This window comes from Terriglobales bacterium (assembly GCA_035561515.1).
GTDB lineage: Bacteria > Acidobacteriota > Terriglobia > Terriglobales > Acidobacteriaceae > DATMXP01.
In genome coordinates this window covers 37922-51872 of sequence record DATMXP010000014.1, presented here as the reverse complement: position 1 = coordinate 51872, position 13951 = coordinate 37922, and the positions used below count along the sequence as shown (strand labels likewise).

Below are 13951 nucleotides of genomic sequence, written 5' to 3'. Positions count from 1 at the left end.
AAAGTTTGCATTTTCTCTTGATTCCGAAAAAAACAGAGCTATACTCAGCCGTTAAGTAGCGTCTCCCCCCTCCGCTCGCAGATTCCTGTTTGACAGGATAGGTTCGATGGCCCAGAGATCCAGTTTCGTATTGCGGCCCCTCGGTTCGCAAAAACGTGTGCTGCTCGTTGCAACCAGCTACCAGGATGCAGCCGAGCGCTCCGAATGTTTGCGCCGACGGGGATATGAAGTCGACTCCGCCAGTTGTGCGGAAGCCGCCATGACCATGACACGCTCTCGCTCCTACGACATCATCGTCATCCCGGTGGAGTTGAACGCCGTGTGCGCGGAGGATCTCAGCCGCAAACTGCAGCGCCTCAACCCGAACGCGACGATTGCATGTCTGGCGGACTGCAAGAAGCCGCTGCCCTCGCTTCCTCCAGGCCGCTTGCTGTGGAAAGGCGAACCCCTGGAATATTTCATCGCTCGTTTCGAAGCATTGGCACACACGGCCTGACAGCTACAGCGAAACCCATTACAATCGGAACCCTATTGATGTGGTCTATCCCTGCTTGCAGGCGGGTAAGTGACAAAATCGCAAGGCGGTTCCTCTCGAAAAAACGCCAGTTGGCGTGAAAAGTTCCCCTTAAATACCGGGCACAAGTATCTCGATTTGATGCTTGTGTTCGTTCCTGCCGCCATTGTCATTCATTACTTTGTACCGGCGCCGCCTCTGGTTGTATTTGCGGTTTCAGCCCTCGGCATCATTCCTCTTGCCGGCGCCCTCGGCCATGCCACAGAAGAACTCGGAGGCCACCTGGGCGAGCGCATGGGCGGGTTGCTTAACGCCACCATGGGAAACGCCACGGAGTTGATCATCGCGTTCTTTGCGTTGAAAGCCGGGCACTCGGAGGTGGTCAAGGCATCGCTTTCCGGCAGCATCATCGGCAACGTGCTGCTGGTGATGGGGTTGAGTGTGCTTGCAGGCGGAATCGGGCGTGAGCGCCAAACCTTCTCCCGACAGCACGCCAGTATCAACGCGACCATGCTGTTCATCGCGGTTGTCGCGCTGGTTATGCCGGCCGTCTTCGACCTTGCCGTCTTCGGACGGCTTGAGGAACATGGCGACAAGATCGAGCGCCTCAGCCTGCTGACCTCGGTTGTGCTGGTTGCCGTGTACGCTCTCAGCCTGCTGTTCACTTTCCGTGGCGGGCCGTCGTCGCCAACCTCCTCGGAGCACACCAAACCGGCTGGTTCGGCAAAGTTTGCTGCCATCTCGCTCACGATCGCGACCGTTCTCGTCGGACTGCTAAGCGAGATCCTCGTCGGCGAGATTGAAGCCGCTAAGAGTGCGCTCGGAATGTCAGACTTGTTCATGGGCGTGATCTTCATCGCCTTGATCGGTAACGCCGCCGAGCACGCTTCGGCCATCATGGTAGCGCGCAAGAACAAGATGGAAATGGCGCTATCGATCGCCGTGGGATCTAGCATCCAGATTGCGCTGCTCGTGGCTCCGCTGTTGGTCTTCCTCTCTTATGGGCTGGCGGGACGGCCGATGTCCCTGGTGTTCACTCCGCTCGAGATCACCGGCATCGCGCTCTCGGTAATCACGGTGGAGATGATCGCCTCAGATGGCGAAACGACCTGGTTTGAAGGCGTACAGTTGCTGGCTGTCTATCTGATTATGGCGGTGGCGTTTTACTTCGTCCCGGCCACAGGACACTAATCGATCTTCTTCGAAAACAGCAGGTCGTGGCTGAAGTCGGCGCGCTGACCGTTTTCACGCAGCACCCGCGCGATCTGTGCCCAATGCCGGATGCTATGCACAATGGCATGCGCAAGTAGTTTCTTAGGGCTTGCCTGAAACTGTCCCAGCGTGTGACTTGGGAACGTCTTGGGCTCTGCGATTTCCTGCTGCGAGGTTTGCGAAAGGTACTCGCGGAATTTCAGACGCGCCGCATCACCAATGCTGAAGAGATCGCTGACTGTCCGTTGTGCAAATTGCGTGTCCGGCGTCATCTCTTCGCCGAGCAATCGCTGCGCACTGCGATATTCCGCGGCGAAGGTGTGGAACAACAGTTCAGCCACCGTGCTGGTGGGAGTGGCATCGACTTTGAGCAGGTAAGGCTTTTTAGTGAATAGTTGGCGCCACTGTTCGGTCTGCTCTTCCTCATATCGGAGCAGGTCTTCGAAGCTGATGCCCGGCGACTCCGGCAATCACTTCCCCCGCAGTCCGCGGGCAGCAATGTCGTGCCGGAACTGCATGCCCTCGAAGTGAATCTTGCCAACTGCCTGGTAGGCGCTGGCAACCGCGCTTTTCAGATCCGGGCCGCGAGCTGTCACGCCCAGGACACGTCCGCCGTTGGTGACGAAATCGTCGCCAGTTCGGCGCGTTCCAGCATGAAACACCTTCACCCCGGGTACCTGGTCTGCCTCTTTTAATCCGTGGATTACCTTGCCCAGCTCGGGCTTGTCCGGATACCCGCCCGCCGCCATCACGACACAGGCGGTTGCGTCCTTCGACCATTTCAGGTCGCCTTCGCTGAGCCGGCCTTCCGCAGACGCGATAAACGCCCCGAGCAGGTCGCTTTCCAGTCGCATCAGGATCGGCTGTGTTTCGGGGTCGCCGAACCGGCAGTTAAACTCCAGCACCATTGGGCCGCGAGCGGTCATGATCAAACCGCAATAGAGGACGCCGCGATACTCCGCCCCCTCGCTCTTCATGGCCTGGATCACCGGCCGCGTTACATGCGTCAGGAGCCACTCGCTCATTTGCGGATCGAGCAGCTCCGGAGTGGAATACGCACCCATGCCGCCCGTGTTGGGGCCGGTATCGCCGTCTCCTATGCGCTTATGGTCCTGGGCTGCAACCAGCGGGATGGCCCGCTCACCATCGCAAATAGCGAGGAACGACACTTCTTCGCCTTGTAGGAACTCTTCCAGTACCACGCGCGTTCCGGCGTCACCCAACATGCGGCCGCTCAGCATCTCGGCCGCTACATTGCCGGCTTCCTCGCGCGACTTGCAGATCACCACGCCCTTGCCGGCGGCCAGACCATCGGCCTTCACCACAATCGGCGTGGAAAAGTGCGGCAGGGCGTCCTTGATTTCCTGCACTTTTGTGCACACGGCGTAATGCGCCGTTGGAATTCGGTGCCGCTGCATGAACTCTTTTGCGAAGATCTTGCTCGACTCAAGCCGTGCGGCTGCCGAGGTGGGTCCGAAGATGCGGAATCCTCGCCGCTGAAATTCCTCTACCACTCCCAGAGAAAGGGGAAGTTCGGGGCCGACGACCGTCATGTCCGGCTGAATCTTGCTCGCGACCTGCGCCAGTGAATCCACGCTCTTCAGGTCGCCGAAAACGCACTCCGCCTCTTCACAGATTCCGGCATTCCCCGGAACGCAATACACCTGCTTGACGCTGGGTGATTGCCGCAGCTTCCAGACGATGGCGTGCTCACGGCCGCCGCTTCCTAGGACAAGAACTTTCATCGCAGTCTCGAACGCATCAGGTTAGGTGCGATGGCGTTCAAAGTCAAACAGCAACGGGATTAGGAGTTAGAACCCAGGGAAAGCCTGCTGGCTCCGAGGGCACCTGCAATGACCTAATTGGTCACAGGTTTCATACCTTGCGGGAGCAGCGGAAAAACATTGTGAGGAACTTTTCCCAGGCACGATTCCCCGCAGTCCTCGTTGGCGGTTGGGAAGATCATTGTGTCGTGCGCATGCTCCGCTACGAATTGTCGAAGGGTTCGCGAGTCAGCCCGGGCCACCGAGTCCTTGTCCAACTGAAGCTTCTTCGACCAGTTCTCAGCAAGTAGAAACCGCCATCTGATCAGGCGTGGAATGCCCTTGTCCAGGACTACCAGGAACACTCGATGTAGCTTGGGCTTCTCGTTCTTCGTTGTGACGTCGAGAAAGAGTTGACCGTTCAAGCGCACGAGAAAACCCTGGAAAACGATCCTAAATTCAGGATCGTCCGCACGCCTATCGGGTAGGGAGGAGAACACAAGTTGATATTCTGCCGTCGCGCGATTCGCGGTTACCTGCACTCGTGTGGAGATCGGAGCAATCATGATGCCCAGATCCAGCACGAGATAACTGAACCAAGTCCCGAGCAGTCGCTCTTCGATTACATGTGGGTCGTTCGCAACCCATAGCGGATGGACAGACGCATCTCCGGAGTTAGGCCAATCAATGCCGCCCGCCATGCAGGTAGAACTTAGCAGCGCGGCTACAGCCGCCATCAACACAACTGTTGAAAATCTAAGAAGGCTCTGCACCGCGCACTGGAACGTCAGCCGGATCAGTCTGCGAGAACTTGCGGACATTTGGCACTCGTTGGGCGGATGGTACTCCGAAGTGCAGGCGCCAAGCAGTGATCTCCGATAACCTTTGAGATACGTGCGACAACCAGCAATCTCGAGGGAAAGCTCAGTCCGGTACTCCATCCTCTCACGCAGCAACAGGGGGTTTCGCCGGACGGTTTCCGTGGAAGAACTCGCCAGCTCGCGGCCGGAAAAGGCCGTATGCAATTGCTGCCAGCAGGAGCAGATGGATGATCGTTTCCGACCATGAATGCAAGGTACTTAAGGCGACGTGGTACAGCATCCAGCAGATTGCCAGCCAGCGTGCCCAATCTCTCGCGCGAAGAATGTACACGCCACAGACCACCGCCACAAAGCGCAGAACCATCGCCCAGATGAACTCGCCCATGGGTATGTTGGGGGTTCTCCAGTCTCCGAAGTGGTAGAAGAGGCCAACTACACCCGCCACAATGAACATGCAGCTCACGATCAACACCGAAACTGGAGGTTTCCTCGCCATCGTCGCGCCGAATCCCCAGATTCTAGCTTAATCGGGCAAATAACGGCCGATGCGGCTCAAATATGATGGTGAACTATGCATCACAGGTGTAACTTAACCATAGTTAACCAAAGATGTATAATTCCAGTTTCATGATCACGGTCTCCAAAGAGGATTACCTCAAGGCCATCCTCGAAGCCGAGAGCGAAGGGCAGGAGGTAATCTCCGCCACCCTGGCGCACTGGCTCTCCGTCTCCGCTCCGGCGGTCACCATGGCCTTGAGACGCCTGAAGAAGGACGGCCTCGTCCGGGTGGAAGCGCAGGGTACGGTGCGGCTTACGCCCGCCGGACGGGAGATCGCCCGTCGCCTGGCGATGCGGCACCACCTGATCGAGCGCATGCTGCACGAAGTCTTCGGCATGGAGTGGTTCAAGGTCCACGACGAGGCGGAGCGCCTGGAACACGCCGTATCCGCTGACTTTGAATCCCTGCTGGTGGACAAGATCGGCCGCGCCGGCACCTGCCCACACGGCAACCTGATGATCCCGGAAAGTCCGGTTGCGCGACGCAAGCGCGGACTGCTCCAGCTTTCCGCCGCCGAACCCGGCGGTGATTTTGTAGTGAACTCCGTTTACGAACGCGACCGTCAACTGCTTCAGTATCTGGACAGGCTTGGCATTCGCCCGGGCGCACAAGTTCGAATCTCAGAACGCAATTACGACCAGACACTCACACTGCAGACCTCCGCTGGCACTGTGCCGTTAGGCCAGGGCGCCGCCGAAAAGGTCTGGGTGGAGTCTGCCGCACAACAGAACCGTCGAGCCAACAAGAATGTCAAACGAGCAGCAAACAGTCACTGAGGCCCCTATCGGTTTCCAGACCGGAGGCTGGCGCGCATCTACGCCACTGCCGGTTCTGCCGGATATCCACACGCGCATCCCTGTCCCTCACGGATCGTCGTTCCTGCGTAAATTGTTCGCGTTTGCGGGCCCGGGCTTCCTCGTAGCGGTGGGTTACATGGATCCGGGCAACTGGGCCACCGATCTCGCCGCCGGGTCCCGCTACAACTACACGCTGCTCTCCGTCATCATGATCTCCAACCTGATGGCGATCCTGCTTCAAAGCCTTTGCGTGAAGTTGGGCATCGTCACCGGACGCGATCTTGCACGGGCCTGCCGCGACTCCTACAGCAAGCCCGTCTCGATGTTCCTGTGGTTCATTTGCGAGATCGCAATCGCCGCCTGTGATCTTGCCGAAGTCATCGGCTCGGCGATCGCTCTGAACCTGTTGTTCGGCATTCCGCTGATCTGGGGTGTTTGCTTGACGGCGCTCGACGTCTTTCTGCTCCTTTTGCTGCAACAGCGCGGGTTCCGCTACATCGAAGCGCTGGTCATCTCGCTCATTGGCATCATCGGTGTGTGCTTCGGACTCGAGATACTTTTCGCGAAGCCGAGCGTCGCCGGCATTCTCGGCGGCTTCGTGCCTTCGCCGCAGATTGTCGTCAACCCCGAAATGCTGTACATCGCCATCGGAATTCTTGGCGCTACGGTGATGCCACATAACCTGTACCTCCACTCGGCCGTGGTGCAAACGCGCGACTTTAAGCGCACCCGCGAAGGCATGCGGGAGGCGATCAAGTTCTGCCAGATCGACTCGGCCGTCGCGCTCTCACTCGCGCTGTTTATCAATGCGGCCATTCTGATCGTTTCCGCTGCCGCGTTTTACAGTACCGGCCACAACGAAGTGGCAGAGATCCAGGACGCCTACAAACTCCTGACGCCATTGCTCGGCGTCACCGGGGCCAGTACGCTTTTTGCGCTTGCGCTGCTTGCCTCCGGACAAAACTCCACGCTGACCGGAACCCTCGCCGGCCAGATCGTGATGGAAGGCTTTCTGAATATCCGGATACGTCCGTGGCTGCGCCGGGTGGTAACGCGCGGAGTGGCCATCATTCCGGCCGTCGCGGTGACTGCGCTCTACGGAGAATCCGGAACCGCAAAACTGCTGGTGCTCAGCCAGGTGATCTTGAGCATGCAGCTCAGCTTTGCCGTGTTCCCGCTTGTCATGTTCACCAGCGACAAGCGGAAGATGGGCGAATTCGTGAATGCGACGTGGCTTAAGGTACTTGCGTGGACAGTCGCTGTCTTCATCGCCGGACTGAACGGCTGGCTTTTGGTCCAAATGTTCAGGGGATAGCTTGGGCCATGCGCTGTTAAACTCAGCGCATGCCGTTCCGTCGATTCCCGATGAAGAACTCCGCCCTTTTCACTGAGCCGACCAAGCCCGACTCTTACCTGATCGCCTACACCGATGGAGGCGCGCGCGGGAATCCTGGGCCTGCGGGATACGGCGTCTTCATCACCGACCAGGCTGGCCACAAGCTCGCCGAACTCAGCCACTACCTCGGCAACCAGACCAACAATTACGCGGAATACTCTGGTTTGATCGCCGCGTTGGAATGGGCGGTACAGAACGGACATCGTGCTCTTCAGGTTGTTTCTGACTCGGAATTAATGGTCAAGCAGATGAAGGGCATCTACAAGGTCAGCAACGCCCAGCTACAGGAACTACATGCCCGCGCAAAGCGCCTGACCTCTCAGCTCGACTGGTTCAATATCCAGCACGTCCTTCGCGGCAAGAACAAAGACGCCGATCGCCTCGCCAACGAAGCCATGGACAAAGGCTCAGGCCGGCCGAAACAAGCCGAAGCCCCCGCTCCGGTGATCTCGGGCGTGTTCCACGGCGTGGTGAAAAACGGAAAGATCGAACTGTTGGATGGCCCACTTCCGGAAGGAACCAAGGTGCTGATTCGAAAAGCCTGATCGCTTTCCCCTGAAGTTACGCGTTCGCCGACTGCGACCCGAGTGGCAGGAAGTACTGCGTCCCTCGTACCGGTTCGCTGACCTTCCGCAATAACTCTTGCAGGTCTTCGTTGCGGTCGACAAAGTCGATCTCGTTCGTATTCACGATCAGCAAATCCGACGCCGTGTAGTGGAAGAAGAAGTGTTCGTATGCCTTGACCACTTCCTCGATGTAGTCCTCGCTGATCGACGACTCCGAAGTCGCGCCCTTCTTCTTTAGCCGCTTCTTCAATATCTCAGGCGTAGCTTGCAGGTAAATCACAAGGTCGGGCGTGGGAATCTGTTCGCGAAAGCGGTCGTAATAACGATTGTAGATATCCAATTCCTGGTCGCTCAGGTTCAAGCACGCGAACAGCTTGTCTTTTTCGAAGATGTAGTCGGCCACCACGATCTTTCGCGAGTTCGGACCCACATCGAGCGAACTCAACTGCTCGAATCTGCGGATCAGGAATGCGAATTGCGCCTGGAACGCGGCTCCGCGATCGCCGTCGTAAAAAGGGCCAAGAAACGGGTTATTCTCCGGTTCGGAGATCAGCTGCGCATGCAGGCGGTCGGCGATCACCGACGCCAGCGTGCTCTTGCCGACCCGTATCGGTCCTTCAACGGCTATGTATCGGGGAGACTCGAAAAGATTGGCCATGTTCCAGGGTCCCTGTGTTTAGCGGATGCCAGAGCATATCGCCTCTTGTCCGCAGAAACAATTGCGCGATCAGTAAACTTACTTCTTCTGTTCCGGTTGCATGCCGCCGCGTTCCTTCGCCGGAACCGCCACACCGGTTCTTGCTGTCACACGCGCCTGTTCCGCCTTGGTCCAGTTGCAGAGTAGTTCCTTCTGCGACTGGTTCAGCCCGGATTCCGTGTGGATCCAAACGTACTGCTTCAACGGCATCTCGCCCTTTTCCACTTCCTCGCACAGTTCGCTCAGCTTTCGCTGCTGGCGCTCTGGCTTGTAGGTAGACCACTCCGAAAAGTTCAGGTGACGCCGTCCATCGTTCACGTCCGAGATCACGAACCACGACACCGGCGCGACATTGCTGTACCACGGCCACACGGTTTTGTGGCTGTGGCAGTCATTACAGGAACGCGCGAGCACCGCATCCACCTCCTGCGGCACTTCCGCCACCGCCTTCAAGTTGTGCGACGGATCTTCCGCGGGATTGGTTTTCGCCGGACGGTATAGCTGAATCGCTACCAGAGCGACCACCACGATGAGCAGGATTTTCTTCTTCATCTTTCTCTAATGATTCTATTAGAACAGTGTGCTCTGCTTGCGTCCCGGCTTGATGTTGAAGTGCTCGTACGCAAGATGAGTTACAGTGCGTCCCTTCGGGGTCCGGTTCAGAAACCCGATTTGGATCAGGAAGGGCTCATAGATCTCCTCGATCGCGTCGGCCTCTTCCGCCAGCGCCGCCGCCAGGGTATTCAACCCCACCGGACCGCCCTGGTACTTCTCGATAATCAACTTCAACAGACGCCGATCCATTTCGTCGAAGCCGTGCTTATCCACTTCCAGCAACTCGAGCGCCGCGCGGGCCGTCGGGCCGTCTATTTTTCCGCCACCTCTCACCTGGGCGTAATCCCTCACGCGTCTCAGCAATCGATTCGCGATACGCGGCGTGCCACGCGAACGGGAAGCAATCTCGTGCGAACCCTGTTCATCGATCGGCACATTCAGGATTTCCGCCGAGCGCTCCACGATGAACTTCAATTCGGCATCCGTGTAGAACTCCAGCCGCAACACCACGCCAAAGCGCGAACGTAATGGCGCCGACAGCAACCCAGCCCGGGTCGTTGCGCCGACGAACGTGAACGGCCTCACATCCATGGTGTGGGTGCGTGCCGCCGGGCCTTGTCCGATGATGATGTCCAGCTTGTAATCTTCGAGTGCCGTATAAAGCAGTTCTTCCAACTGCGCTTGCATCCGGTGGACTTCGTCGATGAACAGCACCTGCTTGTCGCGCAGGTTGGTCAGGATCGCCGTAAGGTCACCCTTTATCTGAAGCGCCGGGCCCGACGTCTGCTGGAACATAACGCCCAGTTCATTCGCGATGATGGTCGCCAGTGTTGTCTTGCCCAATCCCGGAGGGCCATACAGCAGCACGTGATCCAGAGCTTCGCCGCGCGAGCGCGCAGCCTCAATGGCCACCGCCAGGTTTTCTTTGACTTTCTTTTGTCCGATGAATTCCTGCAAACGCTGCGGCCGCAGCTTCAATTCGAAGGAGGCATCATCCTCGGTGACCGATGCCGAGACGATTCTTTCGCGAAGATCGGGATTTGGGTTGGTGGAAGCCACTCACCCGGATACTAAGCTGAACGCGGCTTGCTGGCAATCGGGGGATTTGCCGTTTACTGCAGGATCTTGTTGCCAGCTTTGCAACTCGCCGCCAAGCCATCTTCGGAATACCGGATCACGCCCGACGAATCGGAACAGAAAGATCGCTGTCCGCTGCTGCCGATTTGCAGGGGAGTGGCGGCCGATTCGAATGACGCGCGCGGCGTACCGACACAGTTTGCCAAGGCGTAGGAATATCCGCTCTTCGCGCCCGCGGCAATCACCGGGTCAAGAATGCCAGCCGCTGTCTCCGTCGGAGGATCTGTTGGATTGGGAGGCGGACCGAGCTCCGAGATCGTGCACGTGAATCCTATTTGCGGATACGTCTGGTTGTAAGCGTGCTCGGCCGTTGTGATGGCGCGGATGCCCGACACTGCCGCGGCCTCATTAGCAGCAATTCGAGACCGCATCAGGTTGGGAATAGCGATTGCGGCGATGATCAGGATGATCGCCACCACGATTAGCAGTTCAACTAAGGAGAATCCCTTTTCACGCACCATATCGCCCTCGTCTCCCAGAGACACGGCCCCGTGCGGGCGATTGTAACTGCCCATCACCGCCGCTAATAATACTGGCGAATCCTGGTACGCGGGGTAGGAGGGTACATGGTTCGACAACAACCCGCGAAACCTGAGTCAGTCTCCCATAGCCTTCCGACCCTGCCAAGGTTACTTCCGTGTCGGAACTACTAAGGCTCTATCCGGGTGGCTCCCACTTCGGCGATTATCTCCTGCTCCAGCATCTGCGAGCCCTCATAGGTAACCTTTAGTAGGCGTACCCTGTCCTTGCGGTTCCTGCTGATCGAGTACGCGGTGTCGAAGTCGGTGAACGACGCCACGAAGTTCCAGCGCCCTTCCTGCACTTCCCAAACCTCGTATTGTTCGAACCGGGCCATCGCCGAAAGCCCATAAAGTGTAGCTCTTGCGTGCCTTTCGCGACAGGTGACTCGCGGATTTGCCCAAAACTGCCGGTTTCCGTTAAAATAACTCTTTTGCAGAAAGGGTTTTGAAGCAACATGAAGGCAGCCGTCCATCCCGATTACCATGAAGTCCGTGTTCACTGCGCGTGCGGAAACACGTTTACCACCCGTTCCACGCACCACGGCGACATCAACGTAGAAATTTGCTCCGCCTGCCACCCGTTCTTTACCGGCAAGCAGAAGCTCGTTGACACTGCTGGTCGTATCGACCGCTTCCGCCGCAAGTACGCGAAGAGCGAAACGGCCTCCAAGTAGAGCCGTTTTTCACAGTTCAGGAAGCCTCCGCCAGCCGGAGGCTTTCCTTTTGTCACCCGCCAAGGTGCGATTCGTCACAGCCTGTAAGTGCTGAAAAGTTGATGGTTACCTCTTCGTCCGAGAGGTAACCCATGAACTATCCTGTCTGGCAATTGGGCGTCCCCGGCGGACTGCTCATCGCGTTTATCGCTGTCCTGCACGTCTTTGTTTCGCACTTTGCGATCGGCGGTGGCGCTTACCTCGTCATCACCGAACGCAAGGCGTACCGGGAAAACGATGACAACCTCCTCGCCTACGTCCGGCAGCACTCTAGATTCTTCGCCCTGCTGACGCTCGTCTTCGGGGCGGTGACGGGCGTTGGGATCTGGTTCACCATCGGCCTGGTCAGTCCCGAAGCAACCTCGTCGCTGATTCACACTTTCGTGTGGGGATGGGCCATCGAGTGGGTCTTCTTCTTCATCGAGATCGCCGCCGCGCTGATTTACGCCTATGCGTGGGATCGCCTCGACCGCCGCACGCACCTCATCGTCGGCTGGATCTACTTCATCGCCGCCTGGGCAAGTCTGGTTGTAATCAACGGCATCATCACCTACATGCTCACGCCCGGCAGGTGGCTTGAGACAAAGGCTTTCTGGGACGGCTTCTTCAATCCGACCTATTTCCCATCACTTTTCATGCGCACCTTCTTCACCGTCGCGCTCGCTGGTGTGTTCGGACTGATTACCGCCATGGAGCTCTCCTCCCCGACCCGCGAGAAGGTCATTCGCTGGGCGGGACAATGGCTCATCCTCGGACTGGTCCTGACTCCGATTGCCGGGTTCTGGTACTTCCTGAAGTTCCCTACCTTCTCCGAGGACTATATCGCCGGATTTCTTCCGGCTGCCCAGCACACCGTACGGCTTGGCGTAACCTGCACACTGTTCGCACTTCTTCTAACCATCATCTTCGCAATCGCCAAGCCGCAGTGGATGAAGCGTCCGGTTATGACGCTTCTTTTCCTCGCTTGTTTCGGCACGCTCGCAACGGGCGAATACCTGCGCGAGTACGTGCGGAAGCCGTGGGTGATTAACAACTACATCTATGCCAATGATCTCCGGGCCGCCGACATCCAGAACGTTGCCATGACCGGAGGCATCGCCGCGCACGCAAGGTGGTTGCGTGTTGCACCTGCCGCGAACGCCACTTACGGACAGCAGGTCTTCGCTCTGCAATGTGGAAGCTGCCACTCCGTTGACAGTTACCGTGCCATCCGGCCCAAGATTCGCGGATGGGATGCCAAGTACGCCGCCGGTATCGTACCGAATCTGAATCTCACTCGCGGCACCATGCCGCCCTTTGCCGGCGATGCCACCGATGCGGCCGCTCTGGGCATGTATCTCGCGTCCATTGCGCCACCCGCTCCCGCGCAGCAGTCGGGCGCCGAGATCTTTCAGGCGCGTTGCGCACAGTGTCACACCATCGGCGGCAAGATGCGTCCACTCGCAATCGCCGGATCGGACGTCGATTCAATCGATTCCATCCTCCAGCAACTCGACGTGATGATTCCGCAGATGCCGCCCTTCACCGGAACCGAAACCGAACGTCGTGCTCTCGCCCAGTGGCTGAGCACACAAAAGTAAGGAGAACGACATGATCACCGTCATCATTCCGACCGCCGATCCCATGCCGCTGCCCGCCCCCGTGTGGCTGCTGAAATCGCTGTTGCTCCTTACCTTTTTCCTTCACCTGTTGGCTATGAATATGGTCGTTGGCGGCGGACTGATAGCGTTGATCTCGCGCATACGCGGACGCTCGAATGAACTCGCCCACATACTGGGAACCCGGCTTGCCGCCGTGCTTCCAGTCCTGCTGGCCGGCACCATTACGCTCGGCGTGGCTGCGTTGCTCTTCGTTCAGGTTCTGTACGGACAGCTTTTTTACACCAGTTCCATCCTGCTCGGCGTTGCGTGGCTCTCCGTCATCCTCTTGCTCCTCATCGGCTATTACGGGTTCTACTGGTCGAATCTGCGCCAGTCGATGACGGGTGCCGTCCTCGGCGTACTCATGGTTTTCACCATCGGCTTCATCTACGTCAACAACATGACGCTGATGCTCACACCTGAGCGTTGGGCCGATATGTATCGCGCGAACGCCGCTGGACTTCATCTCAACATCGGCGAGGTCTCGCTCATCCCGCGCTATCTCCACATGGCGATCTCCGGCATCGCCTTCGGCGGGCTGCTGGTCGTGCTCCTCGCTTTGCGCGAAACCGAAGCTAAAGTGCGTGACTGGATGCTTCGCCAAGGGGCCCTTTGGTTCACCATCCCGACCGTCGTGAATTTCGGAATCGGCTTCTGGTTTCTGCTCGCCATTCCCCGCGATGTTCGCATGCTCTTTATGGGACAGAGCCCGCTTGCTTCGGCCCTGCTGCTGATTGGCTTCCTTCTTCCCGTTGCCGCCATCGTTCACTTGATGCTCGCTCTCTCTGGGCGCAAGCCAGCCCGCCAGGCTATCGCCGGAATTGCCAGTGCAGTGCTGACTGTCGCCGTGATGATCGCGATGCGCGACGTGGTCCGAACCGGATACCTCAATGGTGTCTTCAATCCGCATGAACTTGCGGTTGTGCCACAATGGAGCGTAATCGGGATCTTCCTGGTTCTCTTCGTCGCCGGACTTGCGACTCTCTTCTGGATGTTGCGTAAGGTCGTCACCGCGAAAGGATCAGCAGATCTTGCTCGGCACGCAGCCCAACATTGATCG

Annotated in this window: 17 protein-coding genes; 8 read left to right on the top strand and 9 right to left on the bottom strand. The window is 58.1% G+C overall.

Going from position 1 to position 13951, the window contains the following annotated elements; translation table 11 throughout:
• Positions 1-106: 106 nt before the first annotated feature.
• Complete coding sequence (locus VN577_05345) at positions 107-496, top strand: hypothetical protein (GenBank protein ID HWR14229.1); 390 nt, start codon at positions 107-109, stop codon at positions 494-496.
• A 69-nt stretch (positions 497-565) separates the two neighbouring features.
• Positions 566-1705, top strand: coding sequence for a calcium/proton exchanger (cax, locus tag VN577_05340; protein ID HWR14228.1), 1140 nt, complete (start codon positions 566-568; stop codon positions 1703-1705).
• On the opposite strand, the gene VN577_05335 is transcribed toward cax, so the two are convergent.
• From VN577_05335 to VN577_05320, 4 genes are all read right to left on the bottom strand, one after another.
• Entirely contained in the window at positions 1702-2196 is a 495-nt protein-coding gene (locus VN577_05335) for a DinB family protein (protein ID HWR14227.1), read from the bottom strand. The two genes, cax and VN577_05335, sit on opposite strands and share 4 nt — an antisense overlap.
• Positions 2197-3471: a phosphoribosylamine--glycine ligase gene (gene purD, locus VN577_05330; protein HWR14226.1), complete on the bottom strand. Its 1275-nt coding sequence runs from the start codon at positions 3469-3471 to the stop codon at positions 2197-2199. It abuts the gene before it with no gap.
• A gap of 113 nt (positions 3472-3584) precedes the next feature.
• Positions 3585-4310: a hypothetical protein gene (locus VN577_05325; GenBank protein HWR14225.1), complete on the bottom strand. Its 726-nt coding sequence runs from the start codon at positions 4308-4310 to the stop codon at positions 3585-3587.
• Positions 4311-4434: 124 nt separating this feature from the next.
• The gene (locus tag VN577_05320) at positions 4435-4806 is read right to left on the bottom strand and encodes a hypothetical protein (protein HWR14224.1); all 372 of its coding nucleotides are present in this window, start codon (positions 4804-4806) and stop codon (positions 4435-4437) included.
• A 131-nt stretch (positions 4807-4937) separates the two neighbouring features.
• Here VN577_05320 and VN577_05315 point away from each other — a divergent pair, with 131 nt between their 5' ends.
• From VN577_05315 to VN577_05305, 3 genes are read left to right on the top strand one after another with little or no spacing between them, the layout of a single operon-like run.
• Positions 4938-5645, top strand: coding sequence for a metal-dependent transcriptional regulator (locus VN577_05315; protein HWR14223.1), 708 nt, complete (start codon positions 4938-4940; stop codon positions 5643-5645).
• Positions 5617-6981 carry an Nramp family divalent metal transporter gene (locus VN577_05310; protein ID HWR14222.1) on the top strand — a complete coding sequence of 455 codons (1365 nt, stop codon included), beginning with the start codon at positions 5617-5619 and terminating at the stop codon, positions 6979-6981. Before VN577_05315 ends, VN577_05310 begins: the two co-directional genes overlap by 29 nt.
• Before the next feature lie 50 nt (positions 6982-7031).
• Complete coding sequence (locus VN577_05305; GenBank protein ID HWR14221.1) at positions 7032-7607, top strand: ribonuclease HI family protein; 576 nt, start codon at positions 7032-7034, stop codon at positions 7605-7607.
• Between the two features lie 16 nt (positions 7608-7623).
• Here VN577_05305 and VN577_05300 read toward each other — a convergent pair whose 3' ends face one another.
• The 5 genes from VN577_05300 to VN577_05280 all read right to left on the bottom strand — a co-directional run bounded on the left by VN577_05300 (position 7624) and on the right by VN577_05280 (position 10873).
• On the bottom strand, positions 7624-8286 hold the full coding sequence (locus VN577_05300; protein HWR14220.1) for a deoxynucleoside kinase: 663 nt from the start codon (positions 8284-8286) through the stop codon (positions 7624-7626).
• Positions 8287-8364: 78 nt separating this feature from the next.
• Positions 8365-8877 carry a heme-binding domain-containing protein gene (locus tag VN577_05295; GenBank protein HWR14219.1) on the bottom strand — a complete coding sequence of 171 codons (513 nt, stop codon included), beginning with the start codon at positions 8875-8877 and terminating at the stop codon, positions 8365-8367.
• Between the two features lie 18 nt (positions 8878-8895).
• On the bottom strand, positions 8896-9939 hold the full coding sequence (gene ruvB, locus VN577_05290) for a Holliday junction branch migration DNA helicase RuvB (protein HWR14218.1): 1044 nt from the start codon (positions 9937-9939) through the stop codon (positions 8896-8898).
• Positions 9940-9992: 53 nt separating this feature from the next.
• Positions 9993-10478 (bottom strand): prepilin-type N-terminal cleavage/methylation domain-containing protein, encoded by a 486-nt coding sequence (locus tag VN577_05285; protein HWR14217.1) that lies wholly within the window; start codon positions 10476-10478, stop codon positions 9993-9995.
• A gap of 188 nt (positions 10479-10666) precedes the next feature.
• Positions 10667-10873 (bottom strand): hypothetical protein, encoded by a 207-nt coding sequence (locus VN577_05280; protein HWR14216.1) that lies wholly within the window; start codon positions 10871-10873, stop codon positions 10667-10669.
• 120 nt (positions 10874-10993) lie between these two features.
• Between VN577_05280 and rpmE the strand changes: the two genes are divergently transcribed.
• The 3 genes from rpmE (at position 10994) to VN577_05265 (ending at position 13948) form a co-directional block, all read left to right on the top strand.
• Entirely contained in the window at positions 10994-11212 is a 219-nt protein-coding gene (rpmE, locus tag VN577_05275; GenBank protein HWR14215.1) for a 50S ribosomal protein L31, read from the top strand.
• 131 nt (positions 11213-11343) lie between these two features.
• Positions 11344-12831, top strand: coding sequence for a c-type cytochrome (locus VN577_05270; GenBank protein HWR14214.1), 1488 nt, complete (start codon positions 11344-11346; stop codon positions 12829-12831).
• A 10-nt stretch (positions 12832-12841) separates the two neighbouring features.
• Entirely contained in the window at positions 12842-13948 is a 1107-nt protein-coding gene (locus VN577_05265) for a hypothetical protein (protein ID HWR14213.1), read from the top strand.
• Positions 13949-13951 lie beyond the last annotated feature (3 nt).